This is a genomic window from Actinocorallia aurantiaca (assembly GCF_039533685.1).
Classification (GTDB): Bacteria; Actinomycetota; Actinomycetes; order Streptosporangiales; family Streptosporangiaceae; genus Actinocorallia; species Actinocorallia aurantiaca.
Window position 1 is genome coordinate 77,903 of the sequence record NZ_BAAATZ010000034.1, and the last position, 18,201, is coordinate 96,103.

An 18,201-nucleotide genomic window follows, 5' to 3' on the forward strand; every position below is an offset into this window, starting at 1 on the left:
CCTTCGATCAAGCTGATGGTCGGCATGGTCGTCACCTCGCTGTGCGCGTTGGCGGCCCTGGCCCTGTTCGCCCTGCTGGGAGGCGGGGCGAACTTCTTCGTCTGCGTGGGCCTGGCGGTCCTGCCGGTGCCCATCATGGTCGCGACGGTCCTGCTGCTGGACCGGCTGGAACCCGAACCCGCCCGGGACCTGCTCTTCGCCTTCCTGTGGGGGGCGGGCGTGGCGGTGCTGGGCGCCCTGATCCTCAACACGGTGGGGCTGAAGTACGTCACCGAGCCGGTCTTCGGGGAGCAGGGCAGGTTCTGGACCACCGTGGTGGGCGCCCCCGTGGTGGAGGAGGCCCTCAAGGGCGCGGTGCTGTTCGTCCTGCTGTGGTTCCGCCGCAACGAGATCGACGGCGTCACCGACGGCATCGTCTACGCCACCATGGTCTCCCTGGGCTTCGCGATGATGGAGAACATCTCCTACTACCTGGAGGCCCTGGACGACGGAGGCGCCCAGCGCCTGGAGGCCGTCTTCCTCCTGCGCGGCCTGGTCGCGCCCTTCTGCCATCCGCTGTTCACCGCGATGACCGGCCTGGGCGTGGCGTACGCGGCCAACCGGCGCACCGGCAGGGTCACCGCCCTGGTGGCGGGCCTGCTGGCCGCGATGCTGCTGCACGGCCTGTGGAACGGCGGCACCCTGATGGGCGTCGGCGGGCTCGCGGTGGTCTACCTGCTGGACTTCTGCATCCTGGTGGTCCTGCTCACCCTGATCTTCCTGGAGCGCCGGGCGCTGGTCCGCCAGATCGGCCACTACCTGCCCGCCTACCTGCGGACGGGCCTGGTCTCCCCGCAGGACATCGCCATGCTGGGCCAGATGCCGCTGCGCCGCGAGGCCCGCCGCTGGGCGCGCTCCATCGGCGGCAAGGGCGCCGCCCGTGCCATGAGCGACTACCAGCTGGCGGCCACCGAACTGGTCCTGCTGCACAAGCGCATGGACAACGGGGTGATCGACGTCCCGTTCTTCGCCCGCCGCCGCGGCGAGCTCCTGCGCCTGATGGGCATCGCCCGCCAGGCGCTGGCCCTCAGCCGCATCCACGCGGGCCCCGTCGCCCCGCCCCCCTGGGGCCCCTCGGGCTTCGCCCCGCCGCCGGGCTAGAGCTTCTGGACGGCGGGGGCCGGGACCGCGGCGGGGGCGCCGGCGACGGGCCGGACGCGGCCGGCGTACAGGACGTTCAGGACGGCGATCCACAGCAGGGTCGAGCCGAGCACGTGGAGGCCCACCAGGACCTCGGGCACGCCCAGGAAGTACTGGACGTAGCCGATGACGCCCTGCAGGAGGATCGCGCCCAGCAGGATGAGCCCGGCCCTGCGGACCTTCGCGGGGGCGCCCGTCCTGCGGTGGAGGACCAGGAGCGCGACGCTCAGGGCGACGGTGGCCCAGGCCAGGAGCGAGTGGATCCGGGTGATCTCCACGATCGGGAAGGGCAGGCGGGTGGACTCGGCGTCGCCCGCGTGCGGCCCGGAGCCGGTGACGAGGGTGCCGGCGGCGAGGACGGCGACGACCACCCAGACCAGCGCCAGGGTCAGCCGGTGCACCAGCGGCTCGACCAGTCGCTCGACCGGCCCGTCGCCCTCGCCCGCCCGCACGTACAGCAGGAACGCCACGAAGATCAGCGCGATGGAGAGCAGGTAGTGCGGGGAGACCATGGTCGGATGCAGTTTGGTGAGGACGGTGAGCCCGCCCACCCCGGCCTGGAGGATGACGCCGACCGGCTGCCACACCGCGAGCCTGGTCAGCTCCGGGCGGTTCGGCGAGAGCCTGCGGGCCGCCACGTAGACGGCGATCCCCACGGCCAGCACCAGGAAGGTCAGGGTGCGGTTGCCGAACTCGATGGCCATGTTGACCGGCGAGTGCTCGGGCGAGGAGTGCGGCAGCAGGCTGTCGCCGGTGCACTTGGGCCAGGTCGGGCAGCCCAGGCCGGACTTGGTGAGCCGGACGGCCCCGCCGGTGACCACGATCCCGGCGTTGGTGATCACTCCCAGCAGGGCCAGGAACCGCAGCGAACCTGGGGTGGGATTCCAGACGGCGTCCCGGGCCTTGAGCAGCGGGGAGGTCTTGTTCTCAGAGGTCGTCACAGCCACGGCATCATCGTAGGACCGCCCTCGCGGTGGTCTGATCCGGGTCAGGCCGCGGCGCCGTCCCGCGCGGTGAGGGTGGCCCCCGCGCAGGCGACGATGACCGCGCCCATGGCCGCCCACTGGGCCGCGCCGAGGAACTCGCCGAGCAGGACGACGCCGATCAGCGCGGCCACCGCGGGCTCGACGCTCATGAGGATCCCGAAGACCCGCTGCGGGATCCGCCGCAGCGCCTCCATCTCCAGGGTGTAGGGGACCACCGAGGACAGCAGCCCCACCCCGAGGGCCAATGCCAGCACCGAGGGCGTGAGCACCCCGGGGCCGCCCGCCTCCGCGAGGGAGTGGAGCCCCATGGGCAGGACCGCGACGGTGGCGACGGCACTGGCCAGGGCCAGCCCCGTGCTGCCGGGGAACCGCCGTCCCGTGGAGGCGGCGAAGAGGATGTAGGCGGCCCATCCCGCTCCCGCCAGCAGTGCCCACAGAACTCCGGAGAGGTTGACCGCGCCGTCGTCCCTGGACAGCAGCAGCACCCCGCCGAAGGCCAGGAGGGCCCAGAGGAGGTCCAGCGGCCTGCGCGAGGCCGCCACCGAGACCAGCAGCGGCCCCAGGAACTCGATGGTCACCGCGACGCCCAGCGGGATCTGCTGGATCGACTGGTAGATCGAGAAGTTCATCAGCGCCAGCGACAGGCCCAGGCCCGCCGCCACCGCCAGGTCCCCGGCGCCGTGGTCGCGCCACACCCGCCGCAGGGCCCGACGGGCCAGGAACCCCACGACGACCGCGGCGACCAGCAGCCGCAGCACCACCACGACCGTCGGCGGCACCCGGTCGAACATCCCCTTGGCCAGCCCGGCCCCGGCCTGGACCGAGATGATGCCTCCCAGCACCAGGACGGAGGGCGGGGCGCTGCCCAGCCCGAACCGTCCCGCCTGCGGCGAGATCACTCCCAACGGAAGAACCGGGCGGCGAGGGCGAGGCCCGCCGCGGCCCAGACGGCGAGGATGAGCAGCTCACGGCCGGGCAGGGCGGCGCCGTCGGCGAGGACGGCGCGCAGCGCCTCGGTCAGGGCGGAGATCGGGAGGTACTCCAGGACCGGGCGGAGGCCCTCGGGGAACTTGCTCAGCGGGAAGATCACCCCGCCCAGGAGGAGCAGCAGGACGTAGACCAGGTTGGCGGCGGCGAGGGTGGCCTCGGCGCGCAGGGTGCCGGCCATGAGGAGGCCGAAGCCGCTGAAGGCGGCGGTGCCCAGCAGGACGGCCAGGAGGGCCGTGGCGGGGTTGCCCTGGGGGGACCAGCCCAGGGCGAGGGCGACGGCCCCGATGACGACGACCTGGAGGAGTTCGATCAGCACCACGGTGAGGGTCTTGGCCAGGATCAGCCCGGACCGGGGCAGGGGGGTGGAGCCGAGCCGCTTCAGCACCCCGTAGCGGCGCTCGAACCCGGTGCCGATGGCCTGGCTGGTGAACGCGGTCGACATGACGGCCAGCGCGATGATCCCGGGTGTGAGGAAGTCCACCCGGGAGCCGGAGCCGGTGTCCAGCAGCGTGGTGACGCTGAACAGCACCAGCAGGAACACCGGGATGATCATTGTCAGCAGCAGCTGCTCGCCGTTGCGCAGCACCCCCCTGACCTCGTAGGCGGTCTGCGCGGCGACCATCCGGGGCAGCGGCGCGGCGGCGGGCCGCGGGGCGAGGTCCAGGACGTCCGGACGGTGGGCGGTCATGCGCGCAGCTCCCTGCCGGTCAGTTCGAGGAAGACGTCTTCCAGGGTGCGCCGTTCGATGCGGAGGTCCTCGGCCATGACGCCGTGCGCGGCGCACCAGGCGGTGACGGTGGCCAGCAGCTCGGGCCGCACGTCGCCCTCGATGAGGTAATGGCCGGCCGGGGACTCCTTGGCGGCGCTGCCGTCGGGCAGCGCGCTGAGCAGTTCGTCCAGGTTCAGGGAGGTTCGCGCGCGAAACCTCAGCTGGCGTTCGGCGCCGGTCAGGTCCGCGGGGCTGCCGTCGGCGACCACCCGGCCGTGGTCGACGATCACGACGTGGTCGGCGAGCTGCTCGGCCTCGTCCATGAAATGGGTGGTCAGCAGCACCGAGACGCCCGCCGCGCGCAGGTCGCCCACCAGCTCCCAGGTGGCGTGCCGGGCCTGGGGGTCGAGGCCGGCGGTCGGCTCGTCGAGGAAGACGAGTTCGGGCCTGCCGACCAGCGCGGCGGCCAGGGAGAGCCGCTGCTGCTGGCCTCCCGACAGGCGCCGGTAGGGGGTGCGGGCGTGCGGGGTGAGGCCGAGCCGGTCCATCAGCGCGGCGGGGTCCAGCGGGTCGCGGTGGAAGGCGGCCATGAGCCGCAGGAACTCTCCGGCCCTGGCGGTGCCGGGCACCCCGCCGGTCTGCGGCATCACCCCGATGCGCGGTTTGAGCGCCCGGTCGCGCGGGTCGAGGCCGAGGACCCGGACGGTGCCCGCGTCGAAGGCGCGGAAGCCCTCGCAGATCTCGATCGTGCTGGTCTTGCCCGCCCCGTTGGGGCCGAGCAGCGCGGTGACCGCGCCCTGGGCGGCGGTGAACGACAGGCCGTCCACCGCGGTGGCCGGACCGTACCGTTTGACCAGTCCGGTGATCTCGAGTGCGGGGGGCGCTGCCATGGTCACGAGTCTAAGGCTGCCGAGGTCGGCGCCCCGACGGGGGCCGCGGCGGACCAGCCCTTCCCGGTAAAGAAACCGGACGGCCGGTAAGCGGGCGTTCAATTCTCCGCTGTGCGGCGAGCTATGGCGGCGATTGTCTGGCACTGTCCAGTTCATGGGGGCAGAACTCAGGCAGTTGCGGAGCCGGATCCGGTCCATCAGATCGACCGCGAAGATCACCAGAGCACAGGAGTTGATCGCCACCTCCAAGATCACCAAGGCCCAGGCCCGCCAGGCGGCCTCGATCCCCTACGCGCGCCAGATCACCCGGGCGGTCAGCGCCCTGCTGACGCACAACGCCCACGAGGACCACCCGCTGCTCGACCGCAAGACCGACACCTCGCGGGTGGCGGTCCTGCTGGTGACCAGCGACCGGGGCTTCTGCGGCGGCTACAACAGCAACGTGCTGCGGGCGGGGCGGCAGTTGGCCGAGATGCTGGACGGCGAGGGCAAGCAGCCGGTGTACTACGTCACCGGCCGCCGGGGCGTCGACAACTTCCTGTTCAACAGGAGGCCCATGGCCGGACAGTGGACGGGCCAGTCCGGGCAGCCCTCCTACGCGCTGGCCGCCGAGATCGGGCGGCTGCTCGTCGAGTCCTTCGAGACGCCCACCGCCGAGGGCGGGGTCGGCGAGGTCCACGTCGTCTACACGCGGTTCGTGTCGATGATCACGCAGCAGACGACCGTGCGCCGGATCCTCCCGCTGGAGGTCGAGGAGGTCGAGGCGCTGCCCGAGGGCGGACCCCTGGCCTCCCACGAGTTCGAGCCCACGGTGGGCGACGTGCTGGACGCCCTGATCCACCAGTACGTGCACGGCAGGATCTGGAACATGCTGCTGGAGTCCGCGGCCTCCGAGCACGCCGCGCGCCGCCAGGCGATGATGGCGGCCACCGAGAACGCCCAGGATCTGATCTTCAAGCTGAGCCGCCGGGCCAACGAGGCCCGCCAGGCCGAGATCACCAACGAGCTGAGCGACATCGTGGGCGGCGCCAACGCGCTGGCCGAGGGCGGCGGGGAGGGCGACTGAGCGGGGGGTTTCCGCCCGTCGATCATCGGGGAGGCAGGTCATACCGGTTCTGGAGAAGAGGGACATCAAGGTGATGACGGACTCATGACGTTCCATGTCGACTCGGAGGTCGGGAGGCTCCGGCAGGTGCTGGTGCACCGGCCCGACCTCGCGCTCAAGCGGCTGACCCCGTCCAACAAGGACGAACTGCTCTTCGACGACGTGCTGTGGGTCGAGCGCGCGGGCGAGGAGCACGACGAGTTCCGGCGGCTGATGGAGGGGCGGGGGATCAGGGTCCACCTGCTGATGGACCTGCTCCAGGAGACCATCGCCATCCCCGAGGCGCGCAAGCACATCCTGGGCAGGGTCGTGGACGAGCGCAGGTTCGGCCCCCTGGCCGCCGACGCGATCCTCGACGGACTCGACTCCATGCCCGATCCCGAGCTGGCGCTCACCCTGACCGGCGGCATCACCAAACGCGAGCTGCTGATGCGCATCGCGGAGCCGAAGTCGATCGCCTTCCACTCGCTGAACCCCGACGGCTTCCTCCTCCCCCCGCTGCCCAATCTCCTGTTCACCCGCGACACCTCCTGCTGGATCTACGACGGCCTGTCCATCAACGTGATGCGCAAGAAGGCCCGCATCCGCGAGACGGCGAACATGGAGGCGATCTACCGGTACCACCCGCTGTTCGCCGCGGGCTACGACCGGCCGGACGAAGGCGGCTTCCACGTCTGGAACCACGGCGCGCCCATGGCCCCCGCGACCATCGAGGGCGGCGACGTCCTGGTCCTCGGGGAGGGGGCGGTGCTCGTCGGCATGAGCGAGCGCACCCAGCCGCAGGCGGTGGAGATGCTGGCGCAGCGGCTGTTCCACGCCGGCGCCGCCCGGAAGATCGTCGCGCTGGACATGCCGAAGGCCCGGGTGTTCATGCACCTGGACACCGTCATGACCAACGTGGCGCCCGGGGTCTTCACCAAGTACGCGGGCATGGGGATGCTCGCCTCGTACACGATCGAGCCCGGCGACAACGAGAAGGAGCTGAAGGTCACCGACCACCCTCCCGAGGACATGCACAAGGCCATCGGGAGGGCGATCGGCATCGACGAGATCGAGGTCCACACCGCCACCCAGGACGTCATGTCCGCCGAACGCGAGCAGTGGGACGACGGCTGCAACGTCCTCACCCTCGAACCGGGGGTGGTCGTGGCCTACGAGCGCAACACGACCACCAACAACTTCCTGCGCAGGAAGGGCGTCGAGGTGCTCACCATCCGAGGCAGCGAACTGGGCCGCGGGAGGGGAGGGCCGCGCTGCATGTCCTGTCCCATGGAACGTGAGGCGACCTAGCCGCGCCTCGCCGGTGGTTTCGGGGGGAACCGCATGGCTTCGGGTTTCTGGCACGGCCTCTGGCGCACCAAACCGGTCGACGCGATCGTCCGGGAGAGCGGCCACGGGGAGGGCGGCGGGCTCCGGCGCTCGATGGGCCTGATCCAGCTCACGTTCTTCAGCGTCGGCGCCACACTGGGCACCGGGATCTTCGTGGTCATGGGGGAGGCCACCCCGCTGGCGGGCCCGGCGGTGGTGCTGGCCTTCCTGCTCTCGGCGGTGACCGCGCTGTTCTCGGCGCTGTCGTACGCCGAACTGGCCGGGACGATCCCCGTCTCCGGGTCGAGCTACTCCTACACCTACGCCACGATGGGCGAGCTCGTCGCCTGGGTGTGCGGCTGGTGCCTGCTGCTGGAGTACGGGGTGTCGGTCTCGGCCGTGGCCGTCGGCTGGGGCCAGTACCTCAACGACTTCCTGGACAAGGCGTTCGGCTTCACCATCCCCGAGGCCTGGTCGCAGGCCCCCGACAAGGGCGGGGTGCTCAACCTGACGGCGGTGCTCGTGGTGGCGGCGATGACGCTGGTGCTGCTGCGCGGCGCCACCGAGAGCGCCAGGGTCAACACCTTCATGGTGTTCTTCAAGATCGTCCTGCTGCTGTTCTTCTGCGCCGTCGCCTTCACCGGGTTCCAGTCGGGAAACCTCGAGCCGTTCCTGCCGCTGGGGGTGGCGGGGGTGAGCGCGGCCGGCGCGCAGGTCTTCTTCTCCTACATCGGGTTCGACGCCGCCTCGACCGCGGGGGAGGAGGCGAAGAACCCCCGGAGGGACCTGCCCCTGGCGATCGTCCTCTCCCTGGCCGTCGTCACCGCGCTCTACGTCCTGGTGGCGCTGGCCTCCGTCGGCGCGATGCCCTGGCAGGACCTCGACGACGACACCGAGGCCTCGCTCTCGGCGATCCTGTCGGACGTCACGGGAGAGGCCTGGCCGTCCCTGCTGCTGTCGGCGGGCGCGGTCGTGGCGATCACCAGCGTGGTGCTGACCGTCCTGTACGGGCAGACCCGCATCCTGTTCGCCATGTCGAGGGACGGGCTGATCCCGTCGATCTTCCAGCGGGTCGCGCCGAAGTACTCGGTGCCCGCCGCCAACACGATCATCGTCGGGGTCTTCGTCTCGGTGCTGGCCGCCCTGGTGCCGCTGAACCACCTGACCGACGCCACCAGCATCGGCACGCTCTTCGCCTTCGCCCTGGTCAACGCGAGCGTGATCATCCTCCGCCGGACCAGGCCCGACCTGCCGCGCTCCTTCCGCGCCCCGCTCTACCCGGTCACCCCCGTCCTGGGCGTCTTCTTCTGCCTCTACGTGATGCGGGGGCTGAGGCCGGTCACCTGGCTGGTGTTCGGGCTGTGGATCCTGGGCGGCCTGGCGGTCTACCTCGCCTACAGCCGCAGGCACTCCCGGCTGCGGCGGGGGAGGGAGCTCTCCGATGCCCGGTGACAGAGTCCTGGTGGGGTGCACGGACGACCGGCGCGGCGCGGACGCCGTCGCGCTGGGGACGGACATGACGAGCGCGGCGGGAGGGGGCGGCGCGCTCCTGCTCGGGCACGTGCGGATGCCGGCCTGGCCCGCGGGGCTGGGGCCGGGGGCGGTGGACGCCGAGTGGGAGCGGTATCTGGAGGACCGGGCCCGCACGGTCCTGGCGCGCGGCGCCGGGCTGGCCGCGGAGCGCGGGGTGGAGCCGGACCGGCTGCTGGTGGGCACGGACAGGGGCAGCGGGAAGGGCCTGGCCCGGCTGGCGTCCGAGGCGGGCGCCGACACGATCGTCATCGGCTCGGCGTCCGGAGGCCCCCGCGCCGGCATCTCGCTGGGCGGCACCGCCGACCAGCTGCTGCACGGCTCGCCCGTTCCGATCGCGATAGCCCCGAAGAACCACGCGGACCTGGGGCGGCGGGGCTTCGACCGGGTCACGGTCGCGTACGTGCGCCGTCCGGGGGCGATCGACGCGGTGGGCCTGGCCGCGACGCTCGCGTCCCGGTTCGGCGTGCCGCTGCGGCTGCTGACCTTCGCGGTGGGCTCCTCGGCCGGGGGGAAGGCCGCCGTCCTGGCCGAGGAGCAGCTGCGCAGGCTCGTGGAGGCGCTGCGGGGCGACCTGGCGGACGCCGTCCGGGAGACGGCCCTGGCCGGCCCGCTCCGCCAGGAGGACATCCTCACCGAGGTGGCCGCCGGCTGGGACGCCGCCCACGCGGTGCGCGGCGCCCGCTGGACCGACGGGGAACTCCTGGTCTGCTCCTCCAGCGAGGCGGGCCCGCTCCGCCGGGTCTTCATGGGCGACATGTCGTTGAAGATCATCCGTGCCGCGCCCTGCCCCGTCATGGTCGTTCCCAGGTCCGCGGCCCGGGGCAGGAGGCCGGAGATTAGGTAAGGCTTGCCTGCGTGAGACGGATTACCCTCATTCGTTTGTGCTGGAGGAAGTAATTACGGCACACTGATGTTGTGAAATACATGCCCGAGTTCACGCCCCACGTCAGGAGCGCCGCGGTCGACGCCGTGGCGGGCTCCGGCGTGCCTCGGGCCGAGCGTGACACCCGCGCCCGCGTGGCGCGGCTCATTCTCGAGAACGGTCCGGTGACGGCGTCCGCCCTGGGCGAGCGGCTCGGGCTCACCCCCGCCGCGGTCCGCAGGCACCTCGACGCGCTGCTCGCCGACGGAATGATAGAGATCCGCCGGGCGCGGCCGTCCGCCTCACGGGGGCGGGGCCGTCCGGCCAAGCTCTTCGCGATCACCGACAAGGGCCGCAACGCGTTCGTCCACGCCTACGACGACCTGGCCGCCAGCGCCCTGCGCTTCCTGGCCGAGACGGCCGGAGAGCACGCGGTGTCGGAGTTCGCCCGGCGCCAGCTGGCCGACCTCGAAGAGCGCTACGCCCCCCGGCTGCGGGACCTCCCGCCGCAGGAGCGGGTCTACGCGCTCGCCGAGGCGTTGTCGGCGGACGGGTACGCGGCCTCCGCCAGCAAGGCCCCCCACGTTCTGGGAGGGACTCAGCTGTGTCAGCACCACTGCCCGGTCGCGCACGTGGCCGAGCGGTTCCCGCAGCTGTGCGAGGCCGAGACAGAGGCGTTCGCGCGGATGCTCGACACTCCGGTGCAGCGGTTGGCGACCATCGCCCACGGCGACGGCGTCTGCACCACCCACGTTTCACCGGTAAAAGCAGCTAACGAGGAGTCCGGAGGGATCTCCCTATGACTACGGCAGCCAATCCCGAACTTGAGGGTCTGGGCAATTACAAGTACGGCTGGGCCGACTCGGACGCCGCAGGCGCCTCGGCCAAGCGCGGCGTTTCCGACGAGGTCGTCCGCGACATCTCGGCCAAGAAGAGCGAGCCGGAGTGGATGCTCGACCTTCGGCTGAAGGGACTGCGGCTCTTCGAGAAGAAGCCCATGCCCAACTGGGGGTCGGACCTGTCGGGGATCGACTTCGACAACATCAAGTACTTCGTGCGCTCCACGGAGAAGCAGGCGGAGTCCTGGGAGGACCTTCCCGAGGACATCAAGAACACCTACGACCGGCTGGGCATCCCCGAGGCGGAGAAGCAGCGGCTGATCGCGGGCGTCGCGGCCCAGTACGAGTCCGAGGTCGTCTACCACAAGATCCGTGAGGACCTCGAGGAGAAGGGCGTCATCTTCCTGGACACCGACACCGGTCTCCGGGAGCACCCCGAGCTCTTCGAGGAGCACTTCGGCTCCGTGATCCCCGTGGGCGACAACAAGTTCGCCGCGCTGAACACGGCCGTGTGGTCCGGCGGGTCCTTCATCTACGTGCCGAAGGGCGTGCACGTGGAGATCCCGCTGCAGGCGTACTTCCGGATCAACACCGAGAACATGGGCCAGTTCGAGCGGACCCTGATCATCGTGGACGAGGACGCCTACGTCCACTACGTCGAGGGCTGTACCGCGCCGATCTACAAGTCCGACTCGCTGCACTCGGCCGTCGTCGAGATCATCGTGAAGAAGGGCGGCCGCTGCCGCTACACGACGATCCAGAACTGGTCGAACAACGTCTACAACCTGGTCACCAAGCGGGCCGTGGCCTACGAGGGCGCGACCATGGAGTGGGTCGACGGCAACATCGGCTCCAAGGTCACCATGAAGTACCCGGCGATCTACCTGATGGGGCCGTACGCCAAGGGCGAGACCCTGTCCATCGCCTTCGCCGGCGAGGGCCAGCACCAGGACGCGGGCGCCAAGATGGTGCACTGCGCCCCGCACACCTCCTCCTCGATCATCTCCAAGTCGGTGGCGCGCGGCGGAGGCCGCACCTCCTACCGCGGCCTGGTCCAGGTGCAGGAGGGCGCCGAGCACAGCAAGTCCACGGTCAAGTGCGACGCGCTGCTGGTCGACCAGATCTCCCGCTCCGACACCTACCCCTACGTCGACGTCCGCGAGGACGACGTGGAGATGGGCCACGAGGCCACCGTCTCCAAGGTCTCGGAGAACCAGCTCTTCTACCTCATGAGCCGCGGCATGACCGAGGACGAGGCCATGGCGATGATCGTCCGCGGGTTCGTGGAGCCGATCGCGCGCGAGCTGCCCATGGAGTACGCACTCGAGCTCAACCGGCTCATCGAACTGCAGATGGAAGGGGCCGTCGGCTGATGGGCCTGGAAGTTAAGCCTGTCTCCACGATCGCGGAGAAGGCATCCTACGACGTCGCCGACTTCGCGGTGCCCAACGGTCGCGAGGAGGAGTGGCGGTTCACCCCGCTGCGCCGCCTGCGCGGCCTGCACGACGGCACCGCGGCCCCCGACGGCAAGGTGCTCGTCGACGTCACGGCCGACCCCGGAGTGCGGGTCGAGTCAGTGGGCCGGGGCGACCCGCGGGTCGGCTCGGGCTACACCCCGACCGACCGGGTCTCCGCCCAGGCCTACAGCTCCTTCACCACCGCCACCGTGATCACGGTGCCGCGCGAGACCTCCGTGGAGCGGCCGATCACGGTCCGGCTGCGCGGAGAGGGCTCCGCGCACGCCGCCTACGGCCACCTCACCGTGATCGTCGAGGCGTTCGGCTCGGCCACCCTGGTCCTGGACCACGGCGGCTCGGCCACCTACGCCGACAACGTCGAGTTCATCGTCGGCGAGCAGGCCTCGCTGAAGGTCCTCTCGCTGCAGGAGTGGCACGACGACTCGGTGCACGTCTCCCACCAGCACGCCCACCTGGCCAAGGACGCGAAGTTCGCCGGGTTCAACGTCACCCTGGGCGGCGACCTGGTGCGCATCCGCCCGTCGGTCTCCTACCACGGGCAGGGCGGCGACGCCGAGCTGTACGGCCTGTACTTCGTGGACGGCGGCCAGCACCTGGAGCACCGGCTGCTGGCCGACCACTCCGTGCCGAACTGCCGCTCCCGGGTCGACTACCGGGGCGCGCTGCAGGGCCAGGACGCGCACGCCGTCTGGATCGGCGACGTCGTCATCCGCGCCGAGGCCGAGGGCACCGACACCTACGAGCTCAACCGCAACCTGGTGCTGACCGACGGCACCCGGGTCGACTCCGTGCCGAACCTGGAGATCCTCACCGGCGAGGTCGCCGGCGCGGGCCACGCCTCGGCGTCCGGCCGGCTCGACGACCAGCAGCTGTTCTACCTGCAGGCCCGGGGCATCCCGGCGGCGGAGGCCAAGCGCATGGTCGTGCGCGGCTTCCTGTACCAGCTGGTGCAGAAGATCGAGGTCGAAGAGGTGCGCGAGCGGGTCGAGGCGGCGATCGACGTGGAGCTCGCCCGATGAGCTTCGTGAAGATCTGCCCCCTGGCCGAGCTGGCCGAGGACGCGCCGCTGGCCGTCGAGGTCGACGACACCCCCGTCGTGCTGGTGCGCACCGGCGGCGAGGTGTACGCGATGAAGGACGTGTGCTCGCACGCCGAGGTCGCCCTCTCCGAGGGCGAGGTCCACAACGGAACACTGGAGTGCTGGCTGCACGGGTCCTGCTTCGACCTGCGCACCGGCAAGCCCACCGGCCCGCCCGCGACGCAGGCGGTGCCCACCTACCGAGTGAAGATCGAGGGCGACGAGGTCCAGGTGGACCTCGACGAGTCGTCCGAGTATGGGGAGTCCTGACATGGCCACGCTGGAGATCCGCGACCTGCATGTGACGGTCGCCGACAAGGAGATCCTCAAGGGCGTCAACCTGACGGTGAAGGCGGGGGAGATCCACGCCATCATGGGCCCGAACGGATCCGGGAAGTCCACGCTGGCCTACGCCATCGCGGGCCACCCCAAGTACACCGTGACGTCCGGTTCCGTCACCCTGGACGGCGAGGACGTCCTGGCGATGGAGGTCGACGAGCGGGCCCGCGCCGGCCTGTTCCTGGCCATGCAGTACCCCGTGGAGGTCCCCGGGGTGTCGGTGTCCAACTTCATGCGCACCGCCGTCACCGCGGTGCGGGGCGAGGCGCCCAAGCTCCGGCTGTTCTCCAAGGAGCTCAAGGAGCGCATGGCCGAGCTGCAGATGGACCCGGCGTTCGCCCAGCGCAGCGTCAACGAGGGCTTCTCCGGCGGTGAGAAGAAGCGCCACGAGATCCTCCAGCTGGAGATGCTCAAGCCGAAGGTCGCGGTGCTGGACGAGACCGACTCCGGCCTCGACGTCGACGCGCTCAAGGTCGTCTCCGAGGGCGTCAACCGCTTCAGCGCCGCCGGCGAGACCGGCGTCCTGCTGATCACCCACTACACCCGCATCCTGCGGTACGTGAAGCCGGACTTCGTGCACGTCTTCGCCGACGGCCACATCGTCGCGCAGGGCGGTCCGGAGCTGGCCGACGAACTGGAGTCCGAGGGTTACGAGAAGTACACGAAGGCGGGCGTGTAAAAGCCATGGCTCTGCTGTCGGAGGAGATCCGGAAGGATTTTCCGATCCTGGACCGGACGGTCAGGAACGGGCACCCGCTCGTGTACCTGGACTCCGGCGCGACCTCGCAGAAGCCGCGCCAGGTCCTGGACGCCGAGCGTGAGTTCTACGAGCGGCACAACGCCGCCGTCCACCGGGGCGCGCACCTGCTCGCCGAGGAGGCCACGGACGCCTTCGAGGCGGCCCGCGCCACCATCGGCCGGTTCATCGGCGCCCCGGCGGGCGAGATCGTGTTCACCAAGAACGCGACCGAGGCGATCAACCTGGTCGCCTACTCGCTGAGCAACGCCGCGACCTTCGGGCCGTCGGCGGAGCGGTTCGTGGTGGGCCCCGGCGACGAGATCGTGGTCACCGAGATGGAGCACCACGCCAACCTCGTCCCGTGGCAGGAGCTGTGCCGCCGGACGGGCGCGACCCTGCGCTGGTTCGGGCTGACCGAGGACGGCAGGCTCGACCTGTCGAACATCGACGAGCTGGTGGGCGAGCGCACGAAGCTGGTCGCGCTCACCCAGCAGTCGAACGTGCTGGGCACGGTCAACCCGGTCAAGGCCATCGCCGAGCGGGCCCACCGGGTGGGCGCGCTGGTGCTGGTCGACGGCGCGCAGTCGGTGCCGCACCTGCCGGTGGACGTGGCCGACCTGGACGCCGACTTCCTGGTCTTCTCCGGCCACAAGATGCTGGGCCCGCTGGGCATCGGCGTGCTGTGGGGCCGCCGCGAGCTGCTGGAGTCGATGCCGCCGTTCATCACCGGCGGCTCGATGATCGAGATCGTCCAGCTGGACCACTCGACCTACACGGCCCCGCCGCAGCGGTTCGAGGCGGGCGTGCCGGTGACGGCCCAGGCCGTCGGCCTGGCCGCCGCCTGCGACTACCTGGACGCCCTGGGCATGGACAAGGTCGTGGAGCACGAGCACACGCTCGCCGCCTACGCCCTGGAGCAGATCGGCTCGCTGCCCGGGCTGCGGATCATCGGCCCGGCCGACACCGCCGCCCGCGGCGCCACGGTCTCCTTCGTCGTGGAGGACATCCACCCGCACGACGTGGGCCAGGTCCTCGACGACCAGGGCCTCGCGGTGCGGGTCGGCCACCACTGCGCCTGGCCGCTGTGCCGCCGGTACGGAATACCCGCGACCACCCGGGCGTCGTTCTACGTGTACAACACCCTGAGTGAGGTGGACGCCCTGGCCGAGGGCATCCGCAAGGCGCAGAAGTTCTTCGGGACGGTCTGAGACAGTGCAGCTGGAATCGATGTACCAGGAGATCATCCTGGACCACTACCGCAACCCGCAGCACCGCGGGCTGCGGGAACCGTACGAGGCCGAGGTCCACCATGTGAACCCGACCTGCGGCGACGAGGTCACCCTGCGGGTGCACCTCGAGAACGCCGGCGCCGACGGTGATCAGTCGATGATCGCGGACGTGTCCTACGAGGGGCAGGGCTGCTCGATCAGCCAGGCCAGCGTCTCGGTCATGAGCGAGCTGATCATCGGCCGCAGCGTCAAGGACGCGATGCGACTGAGCGAGGAGTTCCTCGCGCTGATGCAGTCCCGGGGCGCGCTCGAACCCGACGAGGACGTCCTGGAGGACGCGGTCGCCTTCGCCGGAGTCTCGAAGTACCCCGCCCGCGTCAAGTGCGCCCTTCTCGGCTGGATGGCCTGGAAGGACGCCACCGCCCAGACCCTGGAGAAGTCATCATGAGCGAGACCAATGCGGCGGAAGAGGAAGTCCTCGACGCCCTGACCGGCCCCTCCGACGAGGAAGAGCAGATCCTCGAGGCCCTGCGCGACGTCGTCGACCCCGAACTGGGCATCAACGTCGTCGACCTCGGCCTGATCTACGGCGTCAACGTCACCGAGACCGACGGCCACCGGCTGCTGACGGTCGACATGACCCTCACCAGCGCCGCCTGCCCCCTGACCGACGTCATCGAGGACCAGGCCCAGGGCGCCACCGCCGACCTCGTCGACGAACTGAAGATCAACTGGGTGTGGCTCCCGCCGTGGGGCCCCGACAAGATCACCGAAGACGGCCGCGAGCAGCTCCGCGCCCTCGGCTTCAACGTCTGACGGATCTCCCGTCTTCGGGCCCCGGTTCCTCCCTGGAGGGACCGGGGCCTTTTCGCGTGTGCTCAGGGGCCGCACCGGCCGTGGACGCGGCCGGTCCCGGGAGCGGCCGCCCGGCCCCGGGACGGGCCGCGCGCTCGTGCTCAGAGGGTGGTGAAGCGCTCCACCTTGGCGGTGGGGCCGACGACCAGGATGATGTCGCCGTACTGGAGGACGGTGTCGGGGGTGGCGTAGGTGTAGTCCTCGTCCTTGCTCTTGACGCAGACGATGGTGACGCCGTACTTGCGGCGCAGCTTGGCCTCGCCCAGGGGAACGCCCACCAGTTCGCGGGGCGGGTGGGTCTTGATCAGGACGAAGTCAGGGTCGATCTGGACGTAGTCCAGCATCCGGCCGCTGACCAGGTGGGCCACCCGCTCGCCCATGTCGTGCTCGGGCAGCACCACGTGGGTGGCGCCGATGCGCTCCAGGATCCGGCCGTGCTGGCGGCTGATGGCCTTGGCCCAGATGTCCTCGATGCCCACCTCCACCAGCAGGGAGGTGGTGAGGATGCTGGCCTCGATGTCGCTGCCGATGGCCACCACGGCCCGCTGGAAGTCGGGGACTCCCAGCTGGTGCAGCGCCTGCAGGTCGGTGGCGTCGGCGGCGACGATCTGGGTGATCTCGCCCGCCAGCGACTGCACGACCTTGGGCCGGTGGTCGATGGCGAGGACCTCGGTGCCCAGCCGGGTCAGCTCCAGTGCCATGGAGCTGCCGAACCGGCCGAGGCCGATGACCACGACGGGGAGGTTGTCTCTGTCAGCCAACGATCGGTCGCTCCTCGGGTAGTTCGTAATGACGGGTACGTTCCCGCATGGCGAGCGCGGAAAAGAGCGTGACGGGACCGATCCGGCCGATGAACATCAGCACGACGAGCAGGATCTGCCCGGAGGTGGGCATCGAGGTGGTGGCCCCGAGGGACAGGCCGACGGTGCCGAACGCCGAGATCACCTCGAAGGCCACCTCGTCCAGGGTCTGCCGGGAAAGGGACAGCAGCACGAAGGTGCCGGCGGCCACCAGCCCCACGCCCAGCAGCGCGATCGTCAGGGCCTGGCGCTGCACCGCGCTGGGCAGTTTGCGGTGCCCGACGTTCACCTGGTCCTCACCGCGCAGCTCGGCCCAGATGACGAAGGCCAGCAGCCCGAAGGTGGTGACCTTGATCCCGCCCGCGGTGCCGGCGCTGCCGCCGCCGATGAACATGAGGATGTCGGTGACCAGCCAGCTCTCCGAGCGCATCTGGGAGATGTCGATGAGGTTGAACCCGCCGGAGCGCGGCATGACGGCGGTGAAGAAGCCGGCCATCACCCGCCGGGACTGGGGAAGGGCGCCGAACGTGCCGGGATTGCTCCACTCGAAGATGGTGAACGCGGCGGTGCCCAGCACCAGCAAGGGGACCGTCACCGCCAGGGTGATCCGGGTCAGCACCGACCAGCGGCTCGGCCGCCGCCAGGAGCGGGCCAGCTCGAACACCACGGGGAAGCCCAGCCCGCCCACCACCACGGCGAGCGCGATCGGCAGGCAGATCCAGGCGTCAGTGGCGAACCGCACCACGCTGTCGGGCCACAGGGCGAACCCGGCGTTGTTGAACGCCGAGATCGCGTGGAACAGACCCAGGTAGGCGGCGCGGCCGAGGCCCTCGCCGTAGCCCAGCATGAAGCGCAGGGTGAGGATCACGGCGATCAGCAGCTCGGACACCAGGCTGAAGATCACGACATTGCGCACCACGCGCCGGACGTCCGAGGCCGAGAGGGTCTTGGTCTCGGTCTGGGCGAGCAGCCGGGCGCGCAGCCCCACCCGGCCGGAGACCAGCAGCGCGAACAGGGTGGCCAGCGTCATGATGCCGAGCCCGCCCGCCTGCATCAGCAGCATGATCACGACTTCGCCGAAGGTGGACCAGTGGGTCTCGGTGTCCACCAGGAGCAGGCCGGTCACGCAGATCGCCGAGGTGGCGGTGAACAGCGCGTTCAGCGGGGTGGCCGAGCCCGGGGAGCTCGTGGACGCGGGCAGCAGGAGCAGGAGCGTCCCGATGAGGATCGCGATCCCGAAGCCGCCGACGATCACCTGCGCGGGGTGTTTGAGCACCGGCAT

19 protein-coding genes are annotated in these 18,201 nt (G+C 70.6%); 13 read left to right on the forward strand and 6 right to left on the reverse strand.

The features are described from left to right. A partial coding sequence (locus ABD327_RS32970; protein ID WP_344456647.1) for a PrsW family intramembrane metalloprotease occupies positions 1–1,140 on the forward strand: 1,140 nt, incomplete at its 5' end. On the opposite strand, the gene ABD327_RS32975 is transcribed toward ABD327_RS32970, so the two are convergent. From ABD327_RS32975 to ABD327_RS32990, 4 genes are read right to left on the reverse strand one after another with little or no spacing between them, the layout of a single operon-like run. Beyond that, a complete protein-coding gene (locus ABD327_RS32975; RefSeq protein WP_344456649.1) occupies positions 1,137–2,126 on the reverse strand; it encodes a COX15/CtaA family protein in 990 nt (329 codons plus the stop codon). The genes ABD327_RS32970 and ABD327_RS32975 overlap by 4 nt on opposite strands. A gap of 41 nt (positions 2,127–2,167) precedes the next feature. Continuing rightward, positions 2,168–3,064 carry an EamA family transporter gene (locus tag ABD327_RS32980; protein ID WP_344456651.1) on the reverse strand — a complete coding sequence of 299 codons (897 nt, stop codon included), beginning with the start codon at positions 3,062–3,064 and terminating at the stop codon, positions 2,168–2,170. Continuing rightward, on the reverse strand, positions 3,061–3,843 hold the full coding sequence (locus tag ABD327_RS32985; RefSeq protein ID WP_344456653.1) for an ABC transporter permease: 783 nt from the start codon (positions 3,841–3,843) through the stop codon (positions 3,061–3,063). Before ABD327_RS32985 ends, ABD327_RS32980 begins: the two co-directional genes overlap by 4 nt. After that, positions 3,840–4,754 (reverse strand): ABC transporter ATP-binding protein, encoded by a 915-nt coding sequence (locus ABD327_RS32990; RefSeq protein WP_344456655.1) that lies wholly within the window; start codon positions 4,752–4,754, stop codon positions 3,840–3,842. Before ABD327_RS32990 ends, ABD327_RS32985 begins: the two co-directional genes overlap by 4 nt. Before the next feature lie 154 nt (positions 4,755–4,908). On the opposite strand from ABD327_RS32990, the gene ABD327_RS32995 reads away from it, so the two are divergent. From ABD327_RS32995 to ABD327_RS33050, 12 genes are all read left to right on the forward strand, one after another. Further along, positions 4,909–5,820 (forward strand): F0F1 ATP synthase subunit gamma, encoded by a 912-nt coding sequence (locus ABD327_RS32995; protein WP_344456657.1) that lies wholly within the window; start codon positions 4,909–4,911, stop codon positions 5,818–5,820. 84 nt (positions 5,821–5,904) lie between these two features. Beyond that, positions 5,905–7,149 carry an arginine deiminase gene (locus tag ABD327_RS33000; protein WP_344456659.1) on the forward strand — a complete coding sequence of 415 codons (1,245 nt, stop codon included), beginning with the start codon at positions 5,905–5,907 and terminating at the stop codon, positions 7,147–7,149. Between the two features lie 33 nt (positions 7,150–7,182). Further along, positions 7,183–8,619: an amino acid permease gene (locus ABD327_RS33005; protein WP_344456661.1), complete on the forward strand. Its 1,437-nt coding sequence runs from the start codon at positions 7,183–7,185 to the stop codon at positions 8,617–8,619. Further along, complete coding sequence (locus tag ABD327_RS33010) at positions 8,609–9,544, forward strand: universal stress protein (protein WP_344456664.1); 936 nt, start codon at positions 8,609–8,611, stop codon at positions 9,542–9,544. Before ABD327_RS33005 ends, ABD327_RS33010 begins: the two co-directional genes overlap by 11 nt. 80 nt (positions 9,545–9,624) lie before the next feature. Next, positions 9,625–10,365, forward strand: a complete 741-nt coding sequence (locus ABD327_RS33015) for a helix-turn-helix transcriptional regulator (RefSeq protein ID WP_344457157.1) — start codon at positions 9,625–9,627, stop codon at positions 10,363–10,365. Then, on the forward strand, positions 10,362–11,774 hold the full coding sequence (gene sufB, locus ABD327_RS33020) for a Fe-S cluster assembly protein SufB (RefSeq protein ID WP_344456667.1): 1,413 nt from the start codon (positions 10,362–10,364) through the stop codon (positions 11,772–11,774). The genes ABD327_RS33015 and sufB overlap by 4 nt, the downstream gene beginning before the upstream one ends. Beyond that, a complete protein-coding gene (gene sufD, locus ABD327_RS33025; RefSeq protein WP_344456669.1) occupies positions 11,774–12,898 on the forward strand; it encodes a Fe-S cluster assembly protein SufD in 1,125 nt (374 codons plus the stop codon). The genes sufB and sufD overlap by 1 nt, the downstream gene beginning before the upstream one ends. Further along, positions 12,895–13,227 (forward strand): Rieske (2Fe-2S) protein, encoded by a 333-nt coding sequence (locus ABD327_RS33030; RefSeq protein WP_344456671.1) that lies wholly within the window; start codon positions 12,895–12,897, stop codon positions 13,225–13,227. The genes sufD and ABD327_RS33030 overlap by 4 nt, the downstream gene beginning before the upstream one ends. A gap of 1 nt (position 13,228) precedes the next feature. Beyond that, a complete protein-coding gene (gene sufC, locus ABD327_RS33035; protein WP_344456673.1) occupies positions 13,229–13,975 on the forward strand; it encodes a Fe-S cluster assembly ATPase SufC in 747 nt (248 codons plus the stop codon). 5 nt (positions 13,976–13,980) lie between these two features. Further along, on the forward strand, positions 13,981–15,243 hold the full coding sequence (locus ABD327_RS33040; RefSeq protein ID WP_344456675.1) for a cysteine desulfurase: 1,263 nt from the start codon (positions 13,981–13,983) through the stop codon (positions 15,241–15,243). A 4-nt stretch (positions 15,244–15,247) separates the two neighbouring features. Beyond that, complete coding sequence (gene sufU, locus ABD327_RS33045; RefSeq protein ID WP_344456677.1) at positions 15,248–15,712, forward strand: Fe-S cluster assembly sulfur transfer protein SufU; 465 nt, start codon at positions 15,248–15,250, stop codon at positions 15,710–15,712. Continuing rightward, entirely contained in the window at positions 15,709–16,080 is a 372-nt protein-coding gene (locus ABD327_RS33050; protein WP_344456679.1) for a metal-sulfur cluster assembly factor, read from the forward strand. The genes sufU and ABD327_RS33050 overlap by 4 nt, the downstream gene beginning before the upstream one ends. A 140-nt stretch (positions 16,081–16,220) precedes the next feature. Here ABD327_RS33050 and ABD327_RS33055 read toward each other — a convergent pair whose 3' ends face one another. Both ABD327_RS33055 and ABD327_RS33060 read right to left on the reverse strand, forming a co-directional pair. Further along, positions 16,221–16,880 (reverse strand): potassium channel family protein, encoded by a 660-nt coding sequence (locus tag ABD327_RS33055; RefSeq protein WP_344456681.1) that lies wholly within the window; start codon positions 16,878–16,880, stop codon positions 16,221–16,223. Beyond that, entirely contained in the window at positions 16,873–18,201 is a 1,329-nt protein-coding gene (locus tag ABD327_RS33060) for a TrkH family potassium uptake protein (protein WP_344456683.1), read from the reverse strand. The genes ABD327_RS33055 and ABD327_RS33060 overlap by 8 nt, the downstream gene beginning before the upstream one ends.

Coding starts and splice junctions, on each gene's coding strand:
- ABD327_RS32985 (WP_344456653.1), bottom strand. CDS start 3,843: ATGACCGCCCACCGTCCGGACGTCCTGGACCTCGCCCCGCGGCCCGCC.
- ABD327_RS32990 (WP_344456655.1), bottom strand. CDS start 4,754: ATGGCAGCGCCCCCCGCACTCGAGATCACCGGACTGGTCAAACGGTAC.
- ABD327_RS32995 (WP_344456657.1), top strand. CDS start 4,909: ATGGGGGCAGAACTCAGGCAGTTGCGGAGCCGGATCCGGTCCATCAGA.
- ABD327_RS33000 (WP_344456659.1), top strand. CDS start 5,905: ATGACGTTCCATGTCGACTCGGAGGTCGGGAGGCTCCGGCAGGTGCTG.
- ABD327_RS33005 (WP_344456661.1), top strand. CDS start 7,183: ATGGCTTCGGGTTTCTGGCACGGCCTCTGGCGCACCAAACCGGTCGAC.
- ABD327_RS33010 (WP_344456664.1), top strand. CDS start 8,609: ATGCCCGGTGACAGAGTCCTGGTGGGGTGCACGGACGACCGGCGCGGC.
- ABD327_RS33015 (WP_344457157.1), top strand. CDS start 9,625: ATGCCCGAGTTCACGCCCCACGTCAGGAGCGCCGCGGTCGACGCCGTG.
- sufB (WP_344456667.1), top strand. CDS start 10,362: ATGACTACGGCAGCCAATCCCGAACTTGAGGGTCTGGGCAATTACAAG.
- sufD (WP_344456669.1), top strand. CDS start 11,774: ATGGGCCTGGAAGTTAAGCCTGTCTCCACGATCGCGGAGAAGGCATCC.
- ABD327_RS33030 (WP_344456671.1), top strand. CDS start 12,895: ATGAGCTTCGTGAAGATCTGCCCCCTGGCCGAGCTGGCCGAGGACGCG.
- sufC (WP_344456673.1), top strand. CDS start 13,229: ATGGCCACGCTGGAGATCCGCGACCTGCATGTGACGGTCGCCGACAAG.
- ABD327_RS33040 (WP_344456675.1), top strand. CDS start 13,981: ATGGCTCTGCTGTCGGAGGAGATCCGGAAGGATTTTCCGATCCTGGAC.
- ABD327_RS33050 (WP_344456679.1), top strand. CDS start 15,709: ATGAGCGAGACCAATGCGGCGGAAGAGGAAGTCCTCGACGCCCTGACC.
- ABD327_RS33060 (WP_344456683.1), bottom strand. CDS start 18,201: ATGCCGGTGCTCAAACACCCCGCGCAGGTGATCGTCGGCGGCTTCGGG.